The 24,749-nt window shown below is 60.8% G+C and carries 19 protein-coding genes and 4 tRNA genes; 14 read left to right on the forward strand and 9 right to left on the reverse strand.

The window, feature by feature from the left end:
- Positions 1-104 precede the first annotated feature (104 nt).
- The 7 genes from glyA to JHD59_RS12760 all read left to right on the forward strand — a co-directional run bounded on the left by glyA (position 105) and on the right by JHD59_RS12760 (position 6,535).
- Complete coding sequence (gene glyA / locus JHD59_RS12730) at positions 105-1,352, forward strand: serine hydroxymethyltransferase (protein ID WP_103320787.1); 1,248 nt, start codon at positions 105-107, stop codon at positions 1,350-1,352.
- A gap of 116 nt (positions 1,353-1,468) precedes the next feature.
- Positions 1,469-1,927 (forward strand): transcriptional regulator NrdR, encoded by a 459-nt coding sequence (nrdR, locus tag JHD59_RS12735; protein ID WP_043625973.1) that lies wholly within the window; start codon positions 1,469-1,471, stop codon positions 1,925-1,927.
- 55 nt (positions 1,928-1,982) lie between these two features.
- Positions 1,983-2,540 (forward strand): GNAT family N-acetyltransferase, encoded by a 558-nt coding sequence (locus JHD59_RS12740; RefSeq protein ID WP_199154523.1) that lies wholly within the window; start codon positions 1,983-1,985, stop codon positions 2,538-2,540.
- Entirely contained in the window at positions 2,528-3,061 is a 534-nt protein-coding gene (locus tag JHD59_RS12745; RefSeq protein ID WP_199154524.1) for a GNAT family N-acetyltransferase, read from the forward strand. The genes JHD59_RS12740 and JHD59_RS12745 overlap by 13 nt, the downstream gene beginning before the upstream one ends.
- The gene (ribD, locus tag JHD59_RS12750; RefSeq protein WP_233164084.1) at positions 3,058-4,161 is read left to right on the forward strand and encodes a bifunctional diaminohydroxyphosphoribosylaminopyrimidine deaminase/5-amino-6-(5-phosphoribosylamino)uracil reductase RibD; all 1,104 of its coding nucleotides are present in this window, start codon (positions 3,058-3,060) and stop codon (positions 4,159-4,161) included. The genes JHD59_RS12745 and ribD overlap by 4 nt, the downstream gene beginning before the upstream one ends.
- Positions 4,162-4,260: 99 nt before the next feature.
- Positions 4,261-4,911 carry a hypothetical protein gene (locus JHD59_RS12755; protein WP_199154525.1) on the forward strand — a complete coding sequence of 217 codons (651 nt, stop codon included), beginning with the start codon at positions 4,261-4,263 and terminating at the stop codon, positions 4,909-4,911.
- Between the two features lie 136 nt (positions 4,912-5,047).
- Positions 5,048-6,535, forward strand: coding sequence for a carboxypeptidase M32 (locus JHD59_RS12760; protein ID WP_199154526.1), 1,488 nt, complete (start codon positions 5,048-5,050; stop codon positions 6,533-6,535).
- 45 nt (positions 6,536-6,580) lie between these two features.
- On the opposite strand, the gene JHD59_RS12765 is transcribed toward JHD59_RS12760, so the two are convergent.
- Positions 6,581-7,435 carry an HDOD domain-containing protein gene (locus tag JHD59_RS12765; protein WP_199154527.1) on the reverse strand — a complete coding sequence of 285 codons (855 nt, stop codon included), beginning with the start codon at positions 7,433-7,435 and terminating at the stop codon, positions 6,581-6,583.
- A gap of 146 nt (positions 7,436-7,581) precedes the next feature.
- Positions 7,582-8,451: an alpha/beta fold hydrolase gene (locus JHD59_RS12770; RefSeq protein ID WP_233164085.1), complete on the reverse strand. Its 870-nt coding sequence runs from the start codon at positions 8,449-8,451 to the stop codon at positions 7,582-7,584.
- 703 nt (positions 8,452-9,154) lie between these two features.
- Here JHD59_RS12770 and JHD59_RS12775 point away from each other — a divergent pair.
- The 4 genes from JHD59_RS12775 to JHD59_RS12790 all read left to right on the forward strand — a co-directional run bounded on the left by JHD59_RS12775 (position 9,155) and on the right by JHD59_RS12790 (position 14,137).
- A complete protein-coding gene (locus JHD59_RS12775) occupies positions 9,155-9,679 on the forward strand; it encodes a fimbrial protein (RefSeq protein ID WP_103320780.1) in 525 nt (174 codons plus the stop codon).
- A gap of 67 nt (positions 9,680-9,746) precedes the next feature.
- Complete coding sequence (locus tag JHD59_RS12780; RefSeq protein ID WP_199154529.1) at positions 9,747-10,496, forward strand: molecular chaperone; 750 nt, start codon at positions 9,747-9,749, stop codon at positions 10,494-10,496.
- 54 nt (positions 10,497-10,550) lie between these two features.
- The gene (locus JHD59_RS12785) at positions 10,551-13,127 is read left to right on the forward strand and encodes a fimbria/pilus outer membrane usher protein (RefSeq protein WP_199154530.1); all 2,577 of its coding nucleotides are present in this window, start codon (positions 10,551-10,553) and stop codon (positions 13,125-13,127) included.
- Between the two features lie 44 nt (positions 13,128-13,171).
- Positions 13,172-14,137 (forward strand): fimbrial protein, encoded by a 966-nt coding sequence (locus JHD59_RS12790; protein WP_199154531.1) that lies wholly within the window; start codon positions 13,172-13,174, stop codon positions 14,135-14,137.
- 71 nt (positions 14,138-14,208) lie between these two features.
- Here JHD59_RS12790 and JHD59_RS23205 read toward each other — a convergent pair whose 3' ends face one another.
- The 3 genes from JHD59_RS23205 to JHD59_RS12805 form a co-directional block, all read right to left on the reverse strand.
- A complete protein-coding gene (locus JHD59_RS23205) occupies positions 14,209-14,511 on the reverse strand; it encodes a hypothetical protein (protein ID WP_103320776.1) in 303 nt (100 codons plus the stop codon).
- Positions 14,512-14,930: 419 nt separating this feature from the next.
- Positions 14,931-16,547, reverse strand: a complete 1,617-nt coding sequence (locus tag JHD59_RS12800) for an MFS transporter (RefSeq protein ID WP_199154532.1) — start codon at positions 16,545-16,547, stop codon at positions 14,931-14,933.
- Positions 16,544-18,268 (reverse strand): GMC family oxidoreductase, encoded by a 1,725-nt coding sequence (locus JHD59_RS12805; RefSeq protein ID WP_233164086.1) that lies wholly within the window; start codon positions 18,266-18,268, stop codon positions 16,544-16,546. The genes JHD59_RS12800 and JHD59_RS12805 overlap by 4 nt, the downstream gene beginning before the upstream one ends.
- Positions 18,269-18,359: 91 nt before the next feature.
- Here JHD59_RS12805 and JHD59_RS12810 point away from each other — a divergent pair, with 91 nt between their 5' ends.
- Both JHD59_RS12810 and JHD59_RS12815 read left to right on the forward strand, forming a co-directional pair.
- Positions 18,360-19,271: a LysR family transcriptional regulator gene (locus JHD59_RS12810; protein ID WP_199154533.1), complete on the forward strand. Its 912-nt coding sequence runs from the start codon at positions 18,360-18,362 to the stop codon at positions 19,269-19,271.
- Between the two features lie 83 nt (positions 19,272-19,354).
- The gene (locus tag JHD59_RS12815; protein ID WP_233164092.1) at positions 19,355-20,764 is read left to right on the forward strand and encodes a DHA2 family efflux MFS transporter permease subunit; all 1,410 of its coding nucleotides are present in this window, start codon (positions 19,355-19,357) and stop codon (positions 20,762-20,764) included.
- Between the two features lie 89 nt (positions 20,765-20,853).
- Here JHD59_RS12815 and JHD59_RS12820 read toward each other — a convergent pair.
- The 4 genes from JHD59_RS12820 to JHD59_RS12835 form a co-directional block, all read right to left on the reverse strand.
- A tRNA-Leu gene (locus tag JHD59_RS12820) sits at positions 20,854-20,940 on the reverse strand.
- Between the two features lie 59 nt (positions 20,941-20,999).
- Positions 21,000-21,086, reverse strand: a tRNA-Leu gene (locus JHD59_RS12825).
- Positions 21,087-21,139: 53 nt separating this feature from the next.
- Positions 21,140-21,226 (reverse strand) — tRNA-Leu (locus JHD59_RS12830).
- A 51-nt stretch (positions 21,227-21,277) separates the two neighbouring features.
- Positions 21,278-21,364: transfer RNA gene (locus JHD59_RS12835), tRNA-Leu, on the reverse strand.
- A 72-nt stretch (positions 21,365-21,436) separates the two neighbouring features.
- Between JHD59_RS12835 and rnr the strand changes: the two genes are divergently transcribed.
- Positions 21,437-24,295, forward strand: a complete 2,859-nt coding sequence (rnr, locus tag JHD59_RS12840) for a ribonuclease R (RefSeq protein WP_199154534.1) — start codon at positions 21,437-21,439, stop codon at positions 24,293-24,295.
- The last annotated feature ends 454 nt before the right edge of the window (positions 24,296-24,749 follow it).

The following is a 24,749-nucleotide window of genomic DNA, read 5'->3' on the forward strand; positions in this document are numbered from 1 at the left end:
CGGGTCTGGTCGGGGCCCGGGCGCTTGCTTCACGTTAAGGTTTCAGTTTGGGCATTTCGTGTAGAATGGCCCGATCGTTAACCTATTGATGGAAGAGCCAGACGATGTTTGCTGCCGACCAGACGATTGCCAAATTCGACCCCGAACTCGCCGCCGCGATTGCCGCCGAGTGCCAGCGCCAGGAAGATCACATCGAGCTGATCGCCTCGGAGAACTACACCAGCCCGGCAGTGATGGAAGCCCAGGGCTCCCAACTGACCAATAAGTATGCCGAAGGCTACCCGGGCAAGCGCTTCTATGGCGGTTGCGAGCATGTGGACATCGTCGAGCAGCTGGCCATCGACCGCGTCAAGCAACTGTTCGGCGCGGAATACGCCAACGTGCAGCCGCACTCCGGCTCGCAAGCCAACCAGGCAGTGTACTTCTCCATCCTGAAGCCGGGCGACACCGTGATGGGCATGAACCTGGGCCATGGCGGCCACCTGACCCACGGCTCTCCGGCCAACCTGTCCGGCAAGATGTTCAACATCGTCGCCTACGGCCTGAACGACAAGGAAGAAATCGACTACGACGACATGGAGCGCGTGGCGATGGAAACCAAGCCGAAGCTGATCATCGGCGGCGCATCCGCTTATGCCTTGCGTTTCGACTTCGAGCGCATGGGTCAGATCGCCAAGAAAGTCGGCGCTTACTTCATGGTCGACATGGCGCACTACGCCGGTCTGATCGCCGCCGGCCTGTATCCGAACCCGGTGCCGCATGCCGATTTCGTGACCTCGACCACCCACAAGACCCTGCGCGGCCCGCGCGGCGGCATCATTCTGGCCAAGGCCGAGTTCGAGAAGAGCATCAACAGCAATGTGTTCCCGACCCTGCAAGGCGGCCCGCTGGAGCATGTGATCGCCGCCAAGGCCGTGGCCTTCAAGGAAGCGCTGCAGCCCGAGTTCAAGATCTATCAGGAACAGGTGCTGAAGAACGCCTCCATCATGGCCAAAACCCTGGCCGAGCGCGGCGTGCGCATCGTCTCCGGCCGCACCGAGAGCCATGTGTTCCTGGTGGATCTGCGCGCCAAGGGCCTGACCGGCAAAGCGGCCGACGCGCTGCTGGGCCGCGCCCACATCACCGTCAACAAGAACGCCATCCCGAACGACCCGGAAACCCCGTTCGTGACGTCCGGCATCCGCATCGGCTCCCCGGCCATCACCACGCGCGGCTTCAAGGAAGCCGAGGCCATCGCCGTAGCCAATATGGTGGCCGACGTGCTGGACAATCCGAACGACGACGCGCTGATCGCTCGCGTGGCCGAGCAAGCCACCGCGCTGTGCCATCGCTTCCCGGTTTACGCCAAGTAAATCCGTTTCGCGCTGTGAAGAAGCCGCCCCTAGCCGGGCGGTTTTTTTATGGCCGCGATGTATTGGCGAGGCTTTGCTGATAACATCTATTTATTGCAACTCTCAGGATTCTTGTCATGAAATGCGCGTTTTGTGGCAACCCGGACACTCAGGTGATCGATTCCCGCGTCAGCGAGGATGGCAGCAGCATCCGCCGTCGCCGCCGCTGCCCCGTCTGCGACAAGCGCTTCACGACTTTCGAAACCGCCGATGTGCGCATGCCGCAGGTGGTGAAGACAGCAGGCCACCGTTCCGAGTTCGACATCGAGAAAGTGCGCACCAGTTTCCTGCGCGCGCTGCACAAGCGGCCGGTGTCCACCACGCTGGTGGACGAGGCGATAGACCGCATTTGCCATAAGCTGCTGCAATTGGGCGAGCGCGAGGTCAGCAGCCGGCAGATCGGCGAGATGGTGATGGCGGAGCTGGCGCGGCTGGATAAAGTGGCCTATGTCCGCTTCGCCTCGGTTTACCGCAGTTTCCAGGATATTTCCGAATTTACCGATGCGATCAAGGAAATTCAAAAGTCATCGCATTGACAGTTTGGGAGAGGGCTGATTAGTCTGGATATTTCTTTGTCATTTTAAAGATGCCATGACTACCCTCGCCCAGACACACCTTGCCCTGTTGCCGCCCGGCGTTGACCACGCCGAGCGGCTGTTCGCATTGATAGACGAGAGCCGCCAGACGCTGCGGGCCTGGCTGCCATGGGTGGATGCCACCCGCAGCGTGGAAGACAGCCGGCAGTTTCTAGCCGGCATCGCCGATGGCCAGCGCAACGGCGGGGCCTGTGCCACCTGGTTGATCGAATCGGACGGCGAGTTGGCCGGCTGCATCGATATCCATGGCGTCAGCGCGCTGCATCGTTCCGGCTACCTGGGCTACTGGCTGGCCGACCGTTTTGTCGGCCGCGGCCTGATGCGCGGCGCGGTGGCGCAGGCGCTGGATATCGGATTCGGCGAACGAGGCCTGAACCGCATCGCCATCGTGGCGGGCGTGGAGAACGCGCGCAGCCGGGCGGTGGCCGAGCGTCTGGGGTTCAGCCTGGAAGGCGTGCAGCGCGACGGCCTGTATTTGCACGGTCGCTACCATGATGCCTGCCAGTACAGCCTGCTGGACAGGGAGTGGAAAGGATTGCGATGCCCACGGTGACCATCCGGCCCGCCGATCCCGCTGCCGATGCGGCGGCGCTGTATGCCTTGATTGAAAGCTATCGCGCCACGCTGAGCCAATGGATGGCCGGCATCGTCAAGCCGCAGTCGGCGGCGGATACCGCGGTTTTTCTGCGGCAGCAGGTTCAGGGCAATGCGGAAGGGCGCAGCGCCCACCGGTTGATCGAAGTGGACGGCGAGATCGCCGGCATCTGTTCATTGCACGGCATCAGCCAAGTGCATCGCTATGCGCGCATCGGTTATTGGCTGGCGGATTGTCATGTCGGCAAGGGCGTGATGCAGCAGGCGCTGCGGCAGCTATTGCGCCATGGTTTCGACGAGCTGGGCCTGCATCGAGTGGAATTGGGTTGCGCGCCGGGAAATGTCCGCAGCTGCAAGGTGGCGGAAAGCCTGGGCTTCCGGCTGGAAGGCGAGCTGCGCGACGCGCAGTATCTAAACGGCCGCTACTGGAATATGCGTTGTTACGGCCTATTGGCCGATGAATGGAAGAATCAAGCATGATGGATTACAGCGCCGACGATCACCTGTATATGCAGCGCGCGCTGCGGCTGGCCGAAGGCGCGACCCGCCGCGCCGCGCCCAATCCCGGCGTCGGCTGCGTGCTGGTGCGCGAAGGCAAGGTGATAGGCGAGGGCGCGACGCTGGCGGTGGGTTCCGATCACGCGGAAATCCAGGCCATCAAGGATTGCCTGGCGCGCGGCGATAGCCCGCGCGGCGCTACCGCCTACGTGACCTTGGAGCCGTGCAGCCACCATGGCCGCACCCCGCCGTGCGCGGAGAGGCTGATCGCCGAGGGCATCGACCGCGTCGTGGCGGCGATGGTCGATCCGTATCATGAGGTGGCAGGCCGCGGCATCGCCATGCTGCAGGCCGCCGGCATTTCCGCGGCGGCGGGCCTGATGGAGGCAGAGGCGCGCCGCGTGCACCGCGGCTTTCTGTCGCGCGTCGAGCGCGGCCGGCCGTGGGTGATGCTGAAGGCCGCGGCCACGCTGGATGGCAAGACCGCGCTGCTGAATGGCAGCAGCAAGTGGATCACCGGGCCGCAAGCCCGGCTAGACGTGCAGCGTTTGCGCGCCGCGCATTGCGCCATCCTCACCGGCAGCGGCACGGTGCTGGCGGACGACCCGCAGTTGACGGTGCGTGAGGTGCCGGTGGCGGTTCAGCCGTGGCGGGTGGTTTTGGACGGCGATCTGCGCACCGATCCTTCCAGCCGCATCTATCCTGGCGGGCGAAGCGTGCTGGCCACCTGCGTCGATGACGAGGCGCAGTTGGCGGCATTCCGCGCGCAGGGCGTCGAGCCGCTGATTCTGGGTCGGCGCGGGGGCAAGGCCGATCTGGCCGCGTTGCTGAGCCGCCTGGGCGAACGCGGCATCAATGAGCTGATGGTTGAGGCCGGCGCCGGCCTCAACGGCGCGCTGCTGCGCGCCGGGCTGGTTGACGAGATTGTGCTGTATCTGGCGCCGGCGCTGGCCGGCGACGCTGCGTGCGGCCTGTTCTCCTGGCCGGCGCTGGAGGATCTGGCCGACAAGACGCGTCTGGAAATCGTTGACGTGGCCAAGGTTGGCGGCGATTTGCGGCTGAACTTGCGGCCGCAAGCTTAAGCGGTTGGGTCTGGCAGTCATCATTTTGTTGCGCCAAGCGTTGTATGCTCAAACAGTGGGAATATGGGAGTGTGCGAGCATGGCGGGCAAGGAGCGGAGATGGCGGCACTGAAGGACGCATTGACGGCCTATCTGCATTTGATTGAACGGCTGGGCGCCACGCCGGATGTGGTGGCGGCGCGGCGCGAGCTGTTGCAGAAGCTGCTGGACGGCCTGGCCGGCAAGCGGCGGGATGTCGACAGCTATCATGCCGGGGTGGACGTGTTTCTGGCCGGCTGTCCCTTGCAGGAGAAATTGCTGGCGGTGACCTGCGCCCGCGAGTTTTTCTACTTCTGGCTGGATGACATGAAGAAGGTGATGGAGATCACCTCCGGCGCCGGCTTCACTGTGCGCAACCTCGACATGCCGTTGCAGGGATCGCTGGATGCGCTGCTGCAGTTGATGCGGCGGACAGGTTTCCAGCGCTATCCGCCCTCGCTGGGCCTTTACCTTGGCAAGCTATTCGAAGACGGCATGGCGGAAGACGAGATCCGCCGTCGCGAAACGCTGCTGCAGGCCTTGTTGTTTCTGCTTGATCCCCACCCTTTTCATGCGAGCAGCTACCGCATGGCTGTGGATGCCTTGCTGCTGCATTTGGATTCGCAACAAGACGGCGAATACCTGCGCCAACTGGTGCGAGAGTACTTCCCGCATTGGCAGTCCTTTCCGTTTGCCTCGCAACGCTTGGGCGCATCTGGTAAGAGTGCGTGAGTAAAACTCATCCTAAACAGGTTTTTCTGAGCACAAATTCCCTTGTTTCTTATTGTTTTTCAGCATGATTTTCCGCGCTTGACCATTAAATAGTGTCATGTGAGTATGGGGTGAAATCCATACAAAGGAGGATGCCATGCTGAATCAAAAGGCCTATCAAAGCCTCAGCCACACTTTTCAAAGACTGCATCGTTTTGGCCATCTCGGCGCCATCGCTGGCTGGGATCAGGCCGCCATGATGCCGCCCAAGGGCAATGAAGCGCGCGCGGCTGCCCAGGCCGAGCTGCAGGTGCTGATGCACCAGCTGATCACCGAGCCGCAATTGCAGGAGCAGCTGCAGGCCGCGGAGCAAGAAGACCTGGACCCGGCGCAACGCGCCAATCTGCGCGAAATGCGCCGCGAATGGCAGCAAGCCAATCTGCTTCCGGCCGAACTGGTAGAGGCCAAATCCTTGGCGGCCGCGCGCTGTGAACACGCCTGGCGCAGCCAGCGCAAGGATAATGATTGGCAGGGTTTCCTGGTCAATTTCCGCGAAGTGTTGCGGCTGGCGCGCGAAGAGGCGGCGCTGCTGGCGCAGATCAACGGCGTAAGCCGCTACGATGCCCTGCTGGACAAGTACGAGCCGGGCATGAAGAGCGCCGATATCGCGCGCATCTTCGATGACGTCAAATCCTGGCTGCCGGGCCTGATCGAGGCCGTACGCGCCAAACAGGCCGGCGAGGCCGTGATTCAGCCGACGGGTCCGTTCCCGGTGGCCTTGCAGCGCGATCTGGGTCTGGAGGTGATGCAGCTCTTGGGCTTCGATTTCGACGCCGGCAGACTGGACGTCAGCAACCATCCGTTCTGCGGCGGCGTGCCGGAGGATGTGCGCATCACCACGCGCTACCGTGAAGACGATTTTGTGCAAAGCCTGATGGGCATCATCCATGAGACCGGCCATGCCCGCTATGAGCAGGGACTGCCGCGGCAATGGGTGGAGCAGCCAGTGGGCCGCGCCCGCTCCATGGGCATTCACGAGAGCCAGAGCCTATCGTTCGAGATGCAATTGGGCCGCAGCCGCGGCTTCCTGGAGTTGATCGCGCCGCTGATCCGCCGCCGTTTTGGCGACCAGCCGGCGTTCGAAGCCGACAACCTGGCGCGGCTCTATACCCGCGTCGAGCCTGGTTACATCCGCGTTGACGCCGACGAGTTGTGCTACCCGGCGCATGTGATTCTGCGTTTCGAGATCGAGCGCGCGTTGATCAATGGCGAGATCGAGGCCGAGGATGTGCCAGCGCTGTGGGACGAGAAGATGATGGCCTATCTGGGCATCGATACCCGCGGCAACTACCGCGACGGCTGCCTGCAGGACATCCATTGGACCGATACCTTCGGCTACTTTCCCAGCTACACGCTGGGCGCGATGTACGCGGCGCAGTATTTCGCCGTCTTGCGCCGGCAGGAGCCGAATCTGGATGGCCGCGTCGCGGCAGGCGATCTGTCGCCGGTATTCGACTGGCTGCAGGCCCACATCTGGAGCCAAGGCAGTTTGTGGACGACGGACGAGCTGGTGCGGCGGGCGACGGGCGAGGCGCTGAATCCGGCCCATTATCGCGCGCATCTGGAGGCGCGCTACCTGGCTTAAGCGCGGCTGCAAAATCTTGCACTGCGCTGCCGGTTTTATGTCGTATCAGTTGCCGGCCATCTGCTGGTGCAGATGGTCGCACCAGTCCTCAAACTCCACCAGGTCCAATCCCAGGTAGGCCAGCACGGCGGCGCGGCGCTGCGGCCAGCCTGGGTCTTCATGACCGGGCAGCGAGGTCCGCCAGGCGTGCTGCGCCGCGCGCGTCACCGCCACCATCATCCGGCCTTCATGGTCCAGCAGGGCGTCTGGTCCGGTGTCCAATATCTGCGGGTCGTACTGCAGCAGGATGGCGCGGGCAAAGTTTTCCGGCATGTGCCAGACCTTGGCCACCAGATAGCCCACCACCGTGTGGTCGGTGCCGTGCAGCTGCTGTTGCACCTTGCATATGCGTTCGTCGTCGGCCAGCTCCATCAGCTGCAAGGTGCGCGAATAGCCGGCCTGCCGCATCAGCAGGATGGCGATGCCGCAGCCGTGGAACAGCGCGAAGCTCTGGCACTGGTCCGGCACATGGGCCAGCCGCTCGCTGAGCAGGCCTGACACCGTGGCCAGTTGCATTGCTTTGTCCCAAAACACCTCCAGCGCCTGCGGCGTTTCCTGCGTCAGCCGGCTGCGCAGCACCAGGCCGCTGGCCAGATTGATCACATTGTTGACGCCAAGCAAGTTGATGGCCTGAGCGATGGACTGAATCTTGCGGCCCTGGCCCAAGGCGGGGGAATTGGCCGCCTTCAGCATGGCGATGCCCAAGGCAGGATCGCTGCCGACCAGCTCGCTCAGTTCTTGCAGCGGCGATTCGCTGTCATGGCGCAAGGCCTGCAAACGGTCCAGAATTTCTGGGCGCGGCGGAATCACCAGATTTTCCAGCAGCTTCTCGCGCTGCTCTTCGTTCAGTTCGTGGGGCATGATCGAAAGCGGGGGAGTGGAGGCTACTTAAGCAGTGTAGCAGCCGCTTTCGGCATGTGATTGGGAATGGACTGACGCGGAACAAACGGCCGCAAATCAGGCGAGGCTGGGAGCCACCATCGCCTGACGGCCATGGCCCGCCGCCCTCATACGGGGGGCAGCATGAAGCTTTCCACCGCCTGCGCCAGCTCTTCCGGCTTTTCCCATTGGATCATGTGGCCGGCGCCCGGGATGGTCGTTTCGCTCAGTCGGGCGAAACAGGCGCGGCGCTCATCCAGCGTGGACATGACGCCCTTGACCGCGGGATGTTCAAAGGGATGTTCGCCCATGACCCACAGCACTGGCGCGGTGATGCGGCGCCAGCAGGCCATCGCCTCCTCCAGCCGGTATAGAATCGGGTTGACCATCTTGTGGCGCGGATCGGCGCGATAGATGACGCCATTCTCGGTCGGGCGGGTCAACTCCGCCGCCAGCCATTGCGCGCGTTCATCGCTGAGCAAGGGGTTGCGCCCGCGCAGCTTGTCCGCCACTTGTCTTAGATCCGCCATCGCCTCGTAGCCGATGTCGGATTGGGTTTCCCGCAACCAGCGAGCGAAACGCCCCGGGGCCTCGGCCGGCCGCGTGGCATTCAGGCCAAACCCTTCCACCAGCACCAGGCGCTCGATCCGCTCTGGCTGCACCCCAGCGTAGATCCCGGCGATCATCGCCCCCATGCTGTGCCCCAGCAGCCGGACAGGCTGTTCTGGCGACAGCTGCGTCAATAGATCGTCCAGATCGGCCAGGTAGTCCGGGAAGTAGTAGCTGCCTTCATTCCACTGGCTGTCGCCAAAGCCGCGCAGATCGGGGGCTACGACCTGCCATTCCTGGCACAGGTTTTCCACCATGAACTGGAATGTTGCCGAATTATCCATCCAGCCGTGCAGCAGCACCATCAGCGGCGCGTTTTCGGCTCCCCAGCGGCGCAGATGATAGCGGCGACGGTTGACGGTGAGGTATTGGCTGCGGGCGAGGGGCATGGGGCTGACTTCCTGGAAGAAGAAACGTGGCCAGTCTAAGCGCATGTTGAGAAGTTGAATAGTCGGAGGGGGAGCAGAATTCGCACAAATTTATGCCTTTGGTATTGTTATTTCATGTAAATTTGCAATCCAGCATCTATATTAAACTAATAATTTAAAATATATTCATAATGATGTGAGAATGATACACTTCAAAATTTACTGGAATTGAAATTTCAAGGAGGAATTTTATTATTTATCAATGCGTTAGGATGGTTTTTGTTAAGATTTGTTGAGTAAGGCTATGTTGAAAGTCATGTCTAATTTGCTTTAATCTTGCGGCACATCACATCTAGCCGCGCTGCAAGAGGCCTATCAGGATTCGTTCGCTCGCCAGACGTGATGAGAGCTAAGCATCATCCAGCCATGGCATGGCGATGGGCGGCCATTTACGGCGTCCTGCCATAGCACAGGCTTTCGCTTGTCTATCTCTAATCAAAAATCGATTGATTTTAAATTAATTCGATCTGATTTGATGGATTTTGTTTAATCTGATCATGGTTTTTATTGATAGATGGCTGGTTGAGGGCGCAAGGCTCAACCGCTGGTTGTAATCGCAAGATTGCCGAAGATGCCTCGACACGCCGGACAACTCTGCAATTTCCGCCCACTAGGGCCAAGCAATCGGGCATATGCACTGCCCGCAATTTAAACGGAGACTTTCATGAAACAGATCGTAACTGCAGCGCTGATTGGACTGGGTTTGTACTCTTCTGCCGCCATGGCCGCTGACGGCCAAATCACCGTCACTGGAAACATCGTGGCGCAGACCTGCAACATCGCCGGCAACTCGGGCCAGAACGTAACCGTGACCCTGCCGACCGTGGGCGCAGCCTCCCTGGCTGCCAAGGGCCAAACTTCCGGCGCCACGCCGTTCGCCATCACTTTGAGCAACTGCCCTTCCGCCCTGAAGAATGCACAGACCCGCTTTGAGGTTGGTCCGACTGTCAATGCGACTACCGGCAATCTGTTGAACGCTACCGGCTCCGGCGCTGCCAGCAATGTGGAAGTTCAGCTGCTGAACAACAGCTTCAACGCCATCAACCTCAGCAACAATGCCAATTCGCAAGTGGTGCCGATCAGCAGCGGCGGCGCTTCCATGGCCTATTACGCCCAGTACTACGCTACCGGCGCGGCTGGCGCGGGTTCGGTGAACACCAGCGTCCAGTACTCGATGACTTACCAGTAATTGGTCTCAAGCGGCTGGCAGCCCGCGGGGCGCCAGCCGATTTCCTTCTCTGGAAGCGGATTCAAAAATGAAACAAGCAGTATGGCGCGGAACGCTTGCCTTGGCGTTGGCAGGTTCGGTATGGGCCAGCGGGGCTTTGGCGGGCGTAGTGATCTCCGGCACCCGCGTGGTGTACAAGGCTGAGGACCGCGAGGTCACCGTCAAGGTCAATAATCCTGGCAAGGAGCCGTCTCTGGTACAGGTATGGGCGGATAGCGGCAACGAGAAATCGGTGCCGGACACCGCCGACGCCCCTTTCCTGATCATGCCGCCGATTTTCCGCGTAGATCCGACGAAGGGACAGACTCTGCGCTTGACCTTCACCGGCGCCGATCTGCCTAAGGACAGGGAGTCGGTGTTCTGGCTGAACGTGCTGGATGTGCCGCCGCTGCCCAAGGCGAGCAGCGAGCAGCGGAACTTCATGCAGGTGGCGTTTCGTTCCCGCATCAAGCTGTTTTACCGCCCCTCCGGCCTTTCCGGCACGTCTGATGACGCAGCCGACAAGCTTTCCTGGTCATTACTGCCGCAAGCTGGCGGCAAGGGTTATCTGCTGCGCGCCACCAACCAGGCCGCGTACCACGTTTCGCTCAATCGAGCGGTTCTGTTGATCGGCAAGCATGAGTATGAGACCGACGGCGGGATGGTTCCGCCGGCCGGCAGCCATGACTTTCCCTTGAAAGACCTGAAAAACAAGCCGGAAGGCAGCTTGAAGCTCAATTACGAGAGCATCAACGATTACGGCGCGGCCGTCATGCATAGCGCGCCTTTGCTTCCCTGATCATTTTGCTTGCGCCGGCCTGGGCTGCGCGCTTCCGCAGGACTCAATCTAGCCATGAAGCACTTGAAAACACGACAGCCCGATAGCCGCTGGGTTCTCAGCCCGCTCAGCCTGTTGATTTGCGGCCTGTTCGGCGGGCAAGCTGCCTTGGCGGATGCTCCTGCGGCTGGGAACGCCGCGCTCGACGACGTGCAATTCAACCCGGTGTTCATCAATCAGAACGCCAACGGCAAGCAGGTGGATCTGTCTCGCTTCAACCAGATGGACAGCGCCTTTCCCGGCAACTATCGGGCCGATGTCTATGTCAACGCCACCTGGCTGGGGCGTCGCGACGTGCTGATGAAGGAGTTGGCGGAGCGCAAGGTGCTGGCTTGTTTCAACCGGGCGATGCTTGATGATCTGGGGGTGGACTTCTCGCGCTTGCAGAACGCTGTCGGCGTGCCCGGGCGCGACGAGCCCAGTCGTTGCGTGGACATCGCAACCGTGGTGCCGGGCGCGTTTTCGCGTTTCAACAGCGCCGACCTGCGCCTGGATGTCAGCATTCCTCAAAAATACCTGCGCGCCCAGGCGCGCGGTTACGTCGCGCCGGAATATTGGGATGCCGGCGCGCCATTTGCCGGCTTCCTGAATTACAACGCCAATACCTACCGTTATGACAATGGCGCAGCCGGCAAATCCACCCAGTATTACCTTGGCACCAATGCCGGTTTGAACGTTGGCTTGTGGCGCTTCCGCTATAACGGCACGCTGACCCAGCAGAACAACGGCAAGGGCCAGAGCGAGCGCAACTATCAGAATGCCTCCGCCTATGTCCAGCGCGATATGACGGACTTACGTTCCGTGCTGACCATGGGCGATTATTTCACACCGTCCGATCTGTTCGGCAGCGTGCCTTTCCGCGGCATGCAGATGAGTTCCGACGACCGGATGCAACCGGAGTCGCAGCAAGGCTATGCGCCCGTGGTGCGCGGCGTGGCCGAAACCAATGCCAAAGTGTCGATCCGTCAGAACGGCAATCTGATCTATGAGAACGCGGTGCCGCCTGGCGAGTTCAGCATTGATGATCTGTACAACACCGGTTTTGCCGGCGATCTGGAAGTGACGGTGACCGAGGCCGACGGCCGCGTGCGCAAGTTCATCGTGCCTTACGCCGCCGTGCCGCAGTTGTTGCGCGCGGGGCAGTCGCGTTATTCGTTCACGGCCGGCCAATGGCGCGACAGCGCGCTGAGCAAGCGCCCCAATTTCGCTCAGGCCACCTATCAGCGTGGCATCAGCAACAGCCTGACGCTATATGGCGGCGTGATCGCCGCCGATCACTACCAGTCTGCGCTGTTCGGTTCCGGCATCAACACGCCATTGGGCGCGCTGGCGCTGGATGTGACCCAGTCTTGGGCCAATGAGCTGCCATTCAATGCCCCCACTAGCACTATGCAGGGCCAGAGTTACCGGGTGACTTACAGCAAGCTGATGGAGGCGACGCGCACCAACTTCACCGTGGCGGCCTATCGCTTCTCCACTTCAGGCTTTCTTGAACTGAGCGACTATACCAATTTGCTGAATCAGGTTGGCGTAGTGTATCGAGCCAAGAATAAATTCCAGCTGAATGCCGACCAGCCCTTGGGCGATCGCTGGGGCCATGTGTATCTGACCGGCTCCACGCAAGACTATTGGAATCAGCGCGGACGCGATCTGACTTATCAACTGGGTTACAGCAATAATTTCAAGTCGGTGAGTTTCAATCTGTCCGCCGGACGTACCCAGGACTCCACTGGCCGCATCGTCAACCAATACTCGTTGAGCGTTTCCATGCCTCTGGGGCGCGAGCCGCATTCTCCGTTGTTGACCACCAGCGCCAGCAGCAGCAGTGATCGCAGCGGCACTGCCCAGGTCAATTTGAGCGGCACGGCCGGGACTCTGCGCAACCTCAACTACAGCGTTTACGGCAGCGCGAATCGCGACAGCAACGGCGGCAACAACAGCGGTGGGGGCGGCAACGTGCAGTATGCTACGTCGGTGGCCACGCTCAGCGCCGGCGCCAGCGTCAACGGCAGCAATTCGCAGGCGAATGCCGGTATCAGCGGCGCGCTGGTTTTCCATCCGGGCGGCGTGACGCCTGCCCAGTCTCTGGGCGAGTCTATCGCAGTGGTCGAAGCGCCGGGCGCCGAGGGCGCGGCAGTCAGCAACACCAATGGGGTGCGCGTCAATAAGAGTGGTTATGCGGTGGTGACGTCCTTGATGCCGTATCGACAGAATGAAATCACTCTGGATCCGCGCGGAATGAGCCAGGATGTGGAGTTGCAAGAAACGAGCGTGCAGGATGCGCCGCGCGCCGGTGCCATCGTCATGCTGAAGTTCAATACCCAGCAGGGCAAGCCGGTCATCGTGACGCTGCGTCGTCCCGATGGCAACCATTTGCCGGTGGGCGCCACGGTCAGCACCGGCAATGGCGGAGACTTTCTGACCATGGTGGGGCAGGGCGGTCGCGCCTTCCTGCGCGGCATGGAAGGCAAGCCGCTGTTGGTAAGCTGGGGCAGCACTCAAGATCAGCAATGCCGTTTCAGCTATCCGTTGCCGCAGAACACCAGCGGCGCGGCGTATTTGCAGGCGGACGCTGTTTGCGCCCCGCTGTGATGATGATGGCGCGCCTTTGGGCATGCCGGGAAAGCGATAGAAAAATGAAGAAACTGATTTGCCGTGGACTGTATGGATGGATGCTGGCGTTGCTGCTGGCCATGCCGCTGACCAGCCATGCCTTGGGGTGCTGGAACGGCAGCAGCAGCGCTGGCAGTGTCACGTCCACATTCAATTTGCCGGGCAATCTGTATGTTTCCGCCAACGCGCCGGTGGGAACGATCATCTGGCAGTCGTCGCTGCAGAATCTGCAGCTTTACTGCGAACAGAGTGTGGGTGAGAACGTATACTTTTGGGTCAATCCCAAGAATGCGGTGCTGGCCCCCGGTTTGCAGATCGGCATCATTTTTAATGGCCGGACTTACACCCAGAGCAGTGGCGCAATCGATACGGGGATTACGGTACCTCGCAATGGTTTTGTCAGGACTAATCTGCCGTACTCGATTGTGCTATTGAAGACGACGGGTGCGCCTTCCAGCGGTTCTGCCTCGATTAACCAGTACTCGGTGTTTCAACTGGATGGGAAAGGCGGATTGAATGCGCATCAGGGCATCAACTTCAACCAGTTGATCAATGGTTCGGTCACCTTCACGCCAGGCGGCACCTGCAACTTGAGCGCGAATGGTCAGTATACGATCAACCTGCCGACGGTTGCCGCCACGCAGTTCCCGGCTGTTGGCAGCGCCCAGGCCCGCAATGCTTTCACCATCAGCGCGGTGAATTGTTCGACCGGCGTCAGGACAGCCACCTTCCGTTTCTCCGGCGCGGCGGATGCCAATAATTCGGTCCTGTTCGCCAATACCGGAGGGACGGCGAAAGGGATAGCCATCAATCTGGGTAGTTCGGCGGACAACGCCAACATCGGCGCTAATAACAGCAACAATACCCGGGTCGTGAATGTTCAGTCGCAGTCTGCGCAGTTGGGCCTATTTGTAGAGTATATGCGGACGTCAAATGTCGTCCCGGGGAGTCTGCAGACGGCGATCACGATAGACATGCTGTATCAGTAGCTGACACATCCCTCCCAAAATGCAAAAAGCCTTCGGTCATAATGGCCGAAGGCTTTTTTGTTTGCGGACGATCAGTTGTAGATGACCGTAACCAGCTGTCCGCTGCGCTGAGTCGCGGCGCTTGTCATGTTGACAGCAGACAGGCTGAGAGATTGGGTATTGTCCATCCCGGCGCAGGCGTGGCCAGAAGCTATTTTGCGAGCGGCTTGGTATTGATGCGGGTTCATCGCGTATTTCAGCAGATCGCTGCTGCTCTCCGCGCAGGGTTCCTTGACGATGGCACCGCTGAAGGTGACGGTGCCGCCGTTGGCAGCCAGAGCCAAGCCGGATTGCAGGGCGAACAGCGCTGCCAGAGTGAAAATGACTTTTTTCATTTGAGTCTCCCGGTAGATGACTCCGCATGAGCCGTTGCGGAATTTTTAAACTTAAAGTTTAAATTGATTTGCTTTTGTTTAACACTTCCTATTAAGTTCAGTATAGCTTGCAAAATTCTAAACAACAATGACGTGTTTAATTGAATTATTAATAATAAAAAATTACTAATAGGGCGATTATTCAAGACAGGCAGGATGCTGGCAATTCTAAAGTGCAAGCGCCTGCTTGCACGGCACTGCGTTTGAAACGGGATACTTTCAACTTATTGCATTTTGGAAAAATTGCATGGCTTGATGTGCCTTGCAGGATGCAAGGGGAAAACCTGACCATGTCTGAAGGGCGCACTCAAATTGCGCCGCTGGCAGTGGGTGGAGATGGGAGAAGCCCCCGTGGCAAGCGGGGGCGGTTGAAATGGATGCTATCCGTGCCGATGGATGTCGTTGCGGAAGGTTTCCTTCAGGAACAGCAGGCTTACGGTCAGGCTGACGGCGTAGACCACGATGGGATACCACAGCCCGTACAAGATATCGCCGGTGTAGACCACCAGCGAGAACGCTACGGTAGGCATCAGCCCGCCTATCCAGCCATTGCCCAGGTGATAGGGCAGCGACATCGAGGTGTAGCGGATGCGGGTGGGGAACAGTTCCACCATCATCGCCGCCAGCGGGCCGTAAGTCAGCGCCGAGATCACCGACAGCAGCACAAGCACCAGCACCACCATCGCATGGTTGATCTTCTCGGGATCGGCCTTGTCCGGATAGCCCGCCGCTTTTAAGCCCGCCTGCAGCGCCTTCTTGTCAAAGCCCGACTGCACCACGCCGCCGATGTGGATTTCCGTCACGCCGGCCGGCGCCGCCTTTTGCTGGTAGGGCACGCCGTTCTTCGCCAGCAGCGCCTTGGCCTGGTCGCATGGGGTATCGAGCTTGGCCTTGCCTATCGGATCGAACTGGAAGTGGCAAGTGGCCGGATCTGCCACCACCACTACCGGGGCGCGCGCCTGGGCGGAGGCTACGTCCGGATTGGCGTAGTCGGTTAGCCAGCGGAAGGCCGGGAAGGTCAGCGCCAGGCCCAGCACCAGGCCGGCCAGCAATACTGGTTTGCGGCCGATGCGGTCGGACAGGTGGCCGAAGTACAGGAACAGCGGCGTGGTGATGATCAGAGACGCGATCAGCATCAGGTTGGCGGTTTGCGGATCTACCTTCAGGATCTGCGTCAGGAAGAACAGCGAGTAGAACTGTGCGCAGTAGAAGGTGACGGCCTGGCCGCCATTGAAGCCGAACAGCGAGATCAGCACCACTTTCAGGTTGGCCCAGTTGCCGAAGGCCTCGCTGATTGGCGCCTTGGAGTGCTTGCCTTCTGCCTTCATTTTCAGGAAGGCGGGCGATTCCTGCATGGACAGCCGGATCCAGGTGGAAATGGCCAGCAGGATGATGGACAGCAGGAAGGGCAGGCGCCAGCCCCACTCATTGAAGGCGTCCCCGGTCAGCTTGCGGCAAACCAGAATCACCAGCAGCGACAACAGCAGGCCGGCGCCGGCGGTTACCTGAATCCAGCTGGTGTAGCCGCCGCGCTTGTTGTCCGGCGCATGCTCCGCCACGTAGATGGCCGCGCCGCCGTACTCTCCGCCTATGGCCAGGCCCTGCAGCATGCGCAGGCTGACCAGGATGATAGGCGCGGCGATGCCCAGCGTGGCATGGCCCGGCAGCACGCCCACCAGGAAGGTGGACAGACCCATGATGACGATGGTGGCGAGAAAGGTGTACTTGCGGCCCACCATGTCGCCCAGCCGGCCGAATACCAAGGCGCCGAACGGCCGCACCAGGAAGCCGGCGGCAAAGGTCATCAACGCGAAGATGAAGGCGGTGGTCTCGTTGACGCCGGAGAAGAACTGCTTGCCGATGATGGCGGCCAGCGCGCCGTACAGGAAGAAGTCATACCATTCGAACACGGTGCCGAGCGACGAGGCGAGTATCACCTTGCGCTCGGCTCGGCTGATGCCGACGGTGGACGCCGTCGGCGCGATGCTGTTGCTCATGTCCAGGTCTCCTTTGCGGGTGGGGCCGGCGTCCTGATTGGCGCCGGCGTGTTGTTGTCCTGCGCGATCATCTGCGCCGCCTTGGCGGCGATCATCAGCGTAGGGCTATTGGTATTGCCTGAGGTGATGGCGGGCATGATGGAGGCGTCGGCCACGCGCAGCCCGGCAATGCCGTGCACGCGCAGCCTGTCGTCGACGACCGCCAGTTCGTCGCTTCCCATCTTGCACGTGCCCACAGGATGGAAAATCGTGGTGCCGATGTCGCCGGCTGCGGTTATCAGTTCCTCCTCGCTTTGATACTGCAGTCCTGGCCGGTACTCCTCCGGCAAATAGCGCGCCAGCGCCGGCGCGGCGGCGATGCGGCGGGTCAGCCGGATGGCGGCGGCGGCAATGCGCTGGTCTTCCGGATGGCTGAGGTAGTTGGGTTGGATGATGGGCGGCGCGGCTGGGGCGATGCCGCCGATCGCCACATGGCCGCGGCTGGCCGGCCGCAGATGGCAGACCGAGGCGGTGAAGGCCGGGAAACGGTGCAAGGGTTCGCCGAAGCGGTCCAGCGACAGCGGCTGCACGTGATATTCCAGGTCCGGCCGCGTCGCGTCCGGTCCGCTGCGGGCGAAGGCACCAAGCTGGCTGGGCGCCATCGACAACGGTCCGCTGCGTTTCCATAAGTATTCCCAGGCCATCGCCAGTTTGCCGCTCCAGCTGGCGGCGCGCTGGTTCAGCGTGGCCACGCCTTGAACCTTGAATACCAGCCGCAGCTGCAGATGGTCTTGCAGATTGGCGCCGACGCCGGGCAGCGCCCGCAGCGGCTCGATGCCATGCCGCGCCAGCAGCGGCGCCGGGCCGATGCCGCTGCGCTGCAGCAAAAGCGGCGAGCCTATGGTGCCGGCGGCGAGGATGATTTCGCCGCGGCAACGGGCTTGCAGACGCTCGCCATGTTGCATAAATGCGATTGCCGCGGCGCGGCCATCGTTTAGCAGCAGTTTGTCCGCCTCCGCCCCGGTCAGCACCGTGAGGTTGGGTCGATGGCGGATGGGATGGAGAAAGGCCTTGGCGCAGTTCCAGCGCAAGCCGTCTTTTTGATTGACCTCGAAGTAGCCGCAGCCGGCGTTGTCGCCGCCATTGAAATCCTCTACCGGCGCGATGCCTTGCTGAGCGGCAGCGGAGCGGAAGGCATCCAGAATCTCCCAGGACAGGCGTTGTTTTTCCACCCGCCATTCGCCGCCATGGCCGTGCTGCGGCCGCGCCGGGTCGTAATGGTCTTCCATCTCGATGAAATGAGGCAGCACGTCGCGCCACCCCCAGCCGGCATTGCCCAGAGAGGCCCAATGGTCATAGTCGGCGGCCTGGCCGCGCATATAGATCATGCCGTTGATCGACGAAGACCCGCCCAGCACCTTGCCGCGCGGATAGCCCAGCGCGCGGCCGTTCAGGCCGCTTTCCGCCACCGTGCGGTAGCACCAGTCGGTGCGAGGATTGCCGATGCAATAGAGGTAGCCGACCGGGATGTGTATCCATGGGTAGCTGTCGCGGCCGCCAGCCTCCAGCAGCAGCACGCGCTTGGCTGGATCCGCCGACAGCCGATTGGCCAGCAGGCAGCCGGCGCTGCCGGCGCCGACGATGATGTAGTCGAACTCGCCGCTGAGCATGGTGCGATACCCGCTTATGTCTTTGTCTTGCCGACCATCTAAACCGAAGTGCGTGCGGGTGGAAATAGTCATCGGGAAACAAGGTGTGTTAATTTTTGAACAGCGGATGGCTGCGAGGCTTTCCTGTCCGTGTGCAAACGCACAAGTCCCGATAGGGGGTGGCATGTTCGATTGGAACGATGTGCGCTATTTTCTGGCGCTGCAGCGCTGCGGCAAGCTGTTGGGCGCCGCGCGGCAACTGGGCACCACCCATGCCACGGTGGCGCGCCATATCGATGCGCTGGAACAGGTGATGGGACAGCCGCTGTTCATCCAGCAGGCCGACGGCTATGCGCTGACGGCGGCCGGCCGGCAACTGCTGCCGCTGGCGGAGGCGTTGGAAAATACCGCCTCGCAGATGCTGGACAGCGGCAAGCGCGGCCATGTCGAGGTCAACGGCGTGGTGAGGCTGGGCGCCCCGGAAGGGCTGGGCGCCCAGTTTCTGGCCAGGCACTTGCCCGCCTTGATGGCGCAGTATCCTGGCCTGGAGATAGACCTGGTGGCCGTGCCGCGTTTCGTCAGCATCACCAGCCGCGAGGTGGATATCGCCATTACGCTGGAGCGGCCGCAGGCCAATCTGGTGGTGACCCGCAAACTGACCGATTACTGCCTGGGCCTGTACGCCACGCCGGCCTATCTGGCGGCCCATCCGCCTATCGTCGAGCGCGAGGACTTGAACGGCCATGCCATCCTGGCCTATGTCGACGATCTGCTGTTCTCGCGGGAATTGATGTTTCACCACGGCCTATGCCGCCATCCCTGCATGCCGTTGCGCAGCACCAGCGTGGTGGCGCAGAAGGAAGCAGCCTTGGCCGATGGCGGCATCGTGGTGCTGCCTTACTACATGACTTACGACGATCCGCGGCTGGCGCAGCTATTGCCGGAGCTGCGCATCATTCGTTCTTACTGGATCAGCGCGCGCAGCAATATCCGCCGCACGCTGCGCTACCGTGTGGTGTGGGATTACGTGGTGGAGCTGTGCCAGCGCATGCAATGGCTGCTGCTGCATGAAGAGCAAAATCGATCAATCGGGTGAATGCGCTGTGCGACACGGTGTTCGCACGCCGGATGTGGGTGGCAAGTGGTACACTCCGACGGTTGTTTTGCCATTCAAAAGTCATGAAGTTGAAAATCGCTCCCGGCATGGTGACGCCGTTGATCGTTGCCACGGCGCTGTTCATGGAGAACATGGACTCCACCGTCATTTCCACTTCCTTGCCGGCCATCGCCCGCGACCTCGCCGTTGATCCGATATCGTTGAAACTGGCGCTGACATCGTATCTGGTGAGTCTGGCGGTGTTCATTCCCATCAGCGGCTGGATGGCCGACCGCTTCGGAGCCAGGCGCATTTTCCGCTCCGCCATTGTGGTGTTCATGTTGGGATCGCTGCTGTGCGCGGCGACCAGTTCGCTGCATGGCTTCGTGATGGCGCGCTTTCTGCAAGGCATAGGCGGGGCCATGATGGTGCCGGTGGGGCGGCTGGTGATTCTGCGCACGATAGACAAGGCCGATCTGGTGCGGGCGCTGAGCTATCTGACGGTGCCGGCTTTGCTGGGCCCGGTGATCGGCCCGCCGCTGGGCGGCTTCATCAGCACGTATTTTCACTGGCGCTGGATCTTTCTGATCAATATCCCTATCGGCTTGCTTGGGATGGCGCTGGCTGGCCGATTCATCGCCAATCTGAAAGAAGACGATGTGCCCAAGCTCGACCTGGCCGGTTTCGTCTTCACCGGCGCCGGTTTGTCCATGCTGATGCTGGGCCTGGCTTCGGAGGGCAAGCATATGCTGTCTGCCCAGGCGTCGATCTGGCTGACCGTCATCGGCGCGGCGCTGCTGCTGGCTTATCTGTGGCACTATCGGCGGCAGGCGCATCCGTTGCTGGATCTTTCCTTGCTGCGCCTGCCGACGTTCCATGCCGGCGTAGTGGGCGGCTTCATGTTCCGCGTCGGCATCGGCACCATTCCGTTCCTGCTGCCGCTGATGTTGCAGCTGGGTTTCGGTTTCTCGCCATTTGAATCTGGCCTCTTGACCTGTTCTACGGCAATGGGGGCGATAGGGATGAAGACCATCGTCGCCAAGGTGCTGCAGCAGTTCGGCTTCCGTCGCATCCTGATACTCAACAGCATCCTGGCGGGTTGTTCGGTAGCCGTGTACGTATTGTTCCAGGCCGATACGCCGCATTCGGTCTTGCTGGCGGTGTTTGTGCTGGGCGGGTGTTTGCGCTCGCTGCAGTTCACCAGTTTGAACGCCATCACGTTTGCCGATGTCGGCAAGGACAGGCTCAGCCATGCCACCAGCTTGTCCAGCGTGGCGCAGCAGCTGGCAGCCGGTTTTGGCGTGACGGTGGGCGCGTTCGCCTTGCAGAGTGTGGCCTGGCTGCAAGGCCATCAGCAGCTGCAAGCCGACGACTTTGGCCACGCCTTCCTGATCATGGGAGGGCTGACCGCGCTGTCCAGCTTGCTGTTCCTGCGGCTGGCGCCGAATGCCGGGCAGCAGGTGTCGGCTGGGCATGAGGGCGGGGGCAAGTAAGGGCAGGGCGCCGCCGCTGGGCGGCGCTTTGCCGCATGGGTGACGAGAATGCAAAAAAGCCGTTGATCATAGATCAACGGCTTTTTGTTTGGTGCCCAAGAGAAGACTCGAACTTCCACACCCTTGCGGGCGCTAGGACCTGAACCTAGTGCGTCTACCAATTCCGCCACCTGGGCAAATCTCTAAATTGTCATGCCGCAAGTTTCTTAACTCAGCGAAACCTGCTTGGAAACTTTGGTGCCCAGGAGAAGACTCGAACTTCCACAGTGTTGCCACCGCTAGGACCTGAACCTAGTGCGTCTACCAATTCCGCCACCTGGGCCTGCTTGTTTCCGTACTGCCAACCAGCGTAAGCTGGTCTTAAATCAATTCTGTTGGTGCCCAAGAGAAGACTCGAACTTCCACACCCTTGCGGGCGCTAGGACCTGAACCTAGTGCGTCTACCAATTCCGCCACCTGGGCAAACCTGAATTTTATGATGCCAGCTATTCGACGGGCTTACAATAGTAAGATTGGTGCCCAAGAGAAGACTCGAACTTCCACACCCTTGCGGGCGCTAGGACCTGAACCTAGTGCGTCTACCAATTCCGCCACCTGGGCGTCGCTTTGCTGTATCATTTGTTGCATCGCTGCAACGAGATGCGAATTATAAACATAACCTCGAGGGTGTCAATGGCTCAATCGCAAAAAAAACAAAAAAAACTTTCCCTGAGAGACCAGGACCCCTTCCTGGAACGGGAAAAACTTAAATACTCCAATCCCTTGCCTAGCCGAGAGTTCATCATGCAGATTCTCGCCGAGCAGGGGGTGCCGCTGTTTCCGGATGAATTGGCGCAGATGCTGTCGATTCTCGGCGACGAGCAGGCTTTTTTTGAACGCCGCCTGCGCGCCATGGGGCGCGATGGCGAAATCATCATCAACCGCAAGGGCGCGGTGTGCGTCGCCCAGAAGCTCGATCTGATCCGCTGCAAGGTATCCGGTCACCGCGATGGCTTCGGCTTCGCCATTCCGGACGAGGGCGAAGGCAGGGGCAATGATATCTTCCTGCCAGAGCGGGAAATGAAGAAGGTAATGCATGGCGACCGCGTGATGGTGCGGCCGTCGGGCCTGGATCGCCGCGGCCGGCAAGAGGGCAAGATCGTTGAGGTGCTGGAACACGCGGTGACCAAGTTGGTTGGTCGCATCCAGCATGAGCGCGGCGTGTGGGTGGTGAGGCCGGAAGATAGGCGCATCAACCACGATGTGCTGATCGAACCGGGCGGCGACGGCGGCGCGCAGGATGGCCAGGTGGTGATGGTGGATATCCTGCAGCAGCCGGATGCCTATCACCAGCCGGTCGGCAGGGTGGCAGAAGTGCTGGGCAACTACGCCGACCCGGGCATGGAAATCGAGATCGCCTTGCGCAAGCATGATCTGCCGCATCGCTTCCCGGGCGACGCGCTGGAGCAAGCCAAGGCCACGCCGAAGAAAGTGCGCAAAAAAGACTGGACCAAGGATAGAGTCGATCTGCGCGACTTGCCGCTGGTGACGATAGACGGCGAAACGGCGCGCGACTTCGACGATGCGGTGTATGCGGAAAAGCAAGGCAAGGGCTTCCGCCTGGTGGTGGCCATCGCCGACGTCAGCTTCTATGTCCAGCCTGGCGACGCGCTGGATCGCGAAGCGCTGACCCGCGGCACCTCGGTTTACTTCCCGCGGCGGGTGATTCCGATGCTGCCGGAAGCCTTGTCCAACGGCATCTGTTCGCTGAATCCGGACGTCGAGCGCATGTGCATGGTCTGCGATATGCAGATCAACGCCAAGGGCGACGTGAAGAAGTACAAATTCTACCCGGCGGTGATGCAGTCCAAGGCCCGCCTCACTTACAACCAGGTATGGGATTGGCTGCAGAACGGCACGGATCATCCGATGCTGCCGCATGTGCAGGATCTCTATGCGCTGTTCAAGATTCTGCTGACTGCGCGCGGCAAGCGCGGCGCCATCGAGTTTGATTCGATCGAAACGCAGATGATCTTCAACGACAAGGGCAAGATCGAGCGCATCGTGCCGGTGGTGCGCAATGACGCGCATCGCCTGATCGAGGAATGCATGCTGGCGGCCAATGTCTGCTCGGCGGATTTCCTGCAGAAAAACGGCCACAAGGCGCTGTACCGCGTGCACGAAGGCCCAACCGACGAAAAGCTGGAAAATCTGCGCAACTACCTGCGTCTGGTCAGCCTGACGCTGGGCGGTGGCGATAAGCCCAGCGCCAAGGATTACGGCAAGCTGGCGGAGCAGATCCATGGCCGCCCGGATGCGCCGGTGCTGCAAACCATGCTGCTGCGCTCCATGCAGCAGGCGGTATACACCCCGGACAATGCCGGCCATTTTGGCCTGGCCTATGAGGCTTACACTCATTTCACTTCGCCGATCCGGCGCTATCCAGACCTGCTGGTGCACCGCGCGATCAAGGCGGTATTGAAAGGGGAAAAGTACAAGCCAGGCAAGTGGGCGGCTTTGGGCGTGCATTGCTCGATGACCGAGCGCCGCGCCGACGATGCCAGCCGCGACGTAGAGTCTTGGCTGAAAACCTACTATATGCGCGACAAGATCGGCGAAGTGTTCCAGGGCAAGATCAGCGCGGTCACCAGTTTCGGCGTATTCGTGTTGCTGGACAACGTATATGTGGAAGGTTTGGTGCATATCTCCGAGCTCGGCAAGGACTACTTCCACTTCAAGAAGGAGTTGCAGGCCATCATTGGCGAGAAAAGCGGGGTTCAGTACCGTCTGGGCGATACGCTGACCGTCAAGGTCATGAGCGCCAATCTGGAAAACGCCCAGGTGGAGTTCGCATTGGTCAGGGATGAGCAGTCGCCGGCTGGCGGCGCATCGGAGGAGGGCGGATCGACCAAGCCAAGCCGGCGTCGCCGCGGCGGTCAATCCGCAGGCGCGGCGAAGGGCGGCCAGCCGGTCGCGCCGTCCATTTCGGCCAGTCCGGAAGCGGCTGCGCCGGTCGAGCCGGTGAGCAAGCCTGCTGGTTTGCCGGCGCCGCCGCAGGGTCGCAGGCGGCCGGCCAAGCAGCCATCTGCGCCAGTTGTGCGTGAGCAAGCTGCGCCGCCTCAGCCTACCTCTGGTCGACGCGGCGCAGGCAAGCCAGAGTCCGCCGCGGCAGCCAAACCGGCTGCTTCGCAAGTGAAGCCTGCAACCGAACCTGCGGCTTCACCGGCGGCGCCCGTCAAATCTTCTAGACCGGCGTCCAATAGGCAGGCGGGAGCTAAGTCTCCAGCTGGCAAGCCGCAAGCAGGGCCGAAGCAGCCAAGCGCGCGTACGTCGTCGCAAGGGCGGAGCCAGCCCGCCAAGCCGGTTGCGGCCACGCCGCCGGCAGGCGCGAAGCCTAACCCCTCGGTGCCGCCGAGTGAGTCGCCGGGCCAGACCAAGCCCGCGCCGCGTCGCCCGCAAGGACGCCGCAGTCAGCCGCCTCAAGCCGAGACACCATCGCAACCGACTGCGCGCAAGCGTGGGGCCAACAAGCGGCGCACTGGCGAGGAATGATCGCCAGCTATCTATATTAAAGGAATCAATTAAACCGGTTCGAATCCAGGATTCGAACCGGTTTTTCTTTGTTTGCGCCCTTTTTGATCGGGGCTTGGGGTCGGGGCGCGGGGCGTCATCGCGCCGGGATGCAAAATTTTTTCATTGCTGTTTTCTTTCAAATCAACAGCTTGCAAGATTGTGATGAGGAAATCTCACTTTTTCTCGCAAAAGGTGTTGACGAGGTTCAGGCCCGGGCGTATAGTTCGCCTCCTCAGCTGACGCAGCGAACGAAACAGCGGAAACGAAACGGTTTCCGGTGCGACGAAAGCGGCGAAGGCACTGCTATTTAACAGAACGAATAACCGATAGGTGTAAGTGCTTGGCGAAAGCCAAATACTTGCACTGCAAGAGATAGGAAATACCAGTTATTTCTTTGAACTTGCGTGCCAGAAAATTTGCTATGAGATTGAAC

The sequence above is a fragment of the Chromobacterium sp. ASV23 genome, from assembly GCF_016428945.1.
GTDB classification, from domain to species: domain Bacteria; phylum Pseudomonadota; class Gammaproteobacteria; order Burkholderiales; family Chromobacteriaceae; genus Chromobacterium; species Chromobacterium sinusclupearum.

What these genes read in the sequence shown, in the direction of transcription:
- JHD59_RS12770 (WP_233164085.1), bottom strand. Translation starts at nt 8,451, where the DNA reads ATGCCCCTCGCCCGCAGCCAATACCTCACCGTCAACCGTCGCCGCTAT.
- glyA (WP_103320787.1), top strand. Translation starts at nt 105, where the DNA reads ATGTTTGCTGCCGACCAGACGATTGCCAAATTCGACCCCGAACTCGCC.
- ribD (WP_233164084.1), top strand. Translation starts at nt 3,058, where the DNA reads ATGATGGATTACAGCGCCGACGATCACCTGTATATGCAGCGCGCGCTG.
- JHD59_RS12775 (WP_103320780.1), top strand. Translation starts at nt 9,155, where the DNA reads ATGAAACAGATCGTAACTGCAGCGCTGATTGGACTGGGTTTGTACTCT.
- JHD59_RS12810 (WP_199154533.1), top strand. Translation starts at nt 18,360, where the DNA reads ATGTTCGATTGGAACGATGTGCGCTATTTTCTGGCGCTGCAGCGCTGC.
- JHD59_RS12800 (WP_199154532.1), bottom strand. Translation starts at nt 16,547, where the DNA reads ATGAGCAACAGCATCGCGCCGACGGCGTCCACCGTCGGCATCAGCCGA.
- JHD59_RS12765 (WP_199154527.1), bottom strand. Translation starts at nt 7,435, where the DNA reads ATGCCCCACGAACTGAACGAAGAGCAGCGCGAGAAGCTGCTGGAAAAT.
- JHD59_RS12760 (WP_199154526.1), top strand. Translation starts at nt 5,048, where the DNA reads ATGCTGAATCAAAAGGCCTATCAAAGCCTCAGCCACACTTTTCAAAGA.
- JHD59_RS23205 (WP_103320776.1), bottom strand. Translation starts at nt 14,511, where the DNA reads ATGAAAAAAGTCATTTTCACTCTGGCAGCGCTGTTCGCCCTGCAATCC.
- JHD59_RS12745 (WP_199154524.1), top strand. Translation starts at nt 2,528, where the DNA reads ATGCCCACGGTGACCATCCGGCCCGCCGATCCCGCTGCCGATGCGGCG.
- nrdR (WP_043625973.1), top strand. Translation starts at nt 1,469, where the DNA reads ATGAAATGCGCGTTTTGTGGCAACCCGGACACTCAGGTGATCGATTCC.
- JHD59_RS12755 (WP_199154525.1), top strand. Translation starts at nt 4,261, where the DNA reads ATGGCGGCACTGAAGGACGCATTGACGGCCTATCTGCATTTGATTGAA.
- JHD59_RS12780 (WP_199154529.1), top strand. Translation starts at nt 9,747, where the DNA reads ATGAAACAAGCAGTATGGCGCGGAACGCTTGCCTTGGCGTTGGCAGGT.
- JHD59_RS12790 (WP_199154531.1), top strand. Translation starts at nt 13,172, where the DNA reads ATGAAGAAACTGATTTGCCGTGGACTGTATGGATGGATGCTGGCGTTG.
- JHD59_RS12815 (WP_233164092.1), top strand. Translation starts at nt 19,355, where the DNA reads ATGAAGTTGAAAATCGCTCCCGGCATGGTGACGCCGTTGATCGTTGCC.
- rnr (WP_199154534.1), top strand. Translation starts at nt 21,437, where the DNA reads ATGGCTCAATCGCAAAAAAAACAAAAAAAACTTTCCCTGAGAGACCAG.
- JHD59_RS12785 (WP_199154530.1), top strand. Translation starts at nt 10,551, where the DNA reads ATGAAGCACTTGAAAACACGACAGCCCGATAGCCGCTGGGTTCTCAGC.
- JHD59_RS12740 (WP_199154523.1), top strand. Translation starts at nt 1,983, where the DNA reads ATGACTACCCTCGCCCAGACACACCTTGCCCTGTTGCCGCCCGGCGTT.
- JHD59_RS12805 (WP_233164086.1), bottom strand. Translation starts at nt 18,268, where the DNA reads ATGACTATTTCCACCCGCACGCACTTCGGTTTAGATGGTCGGCAAGAC.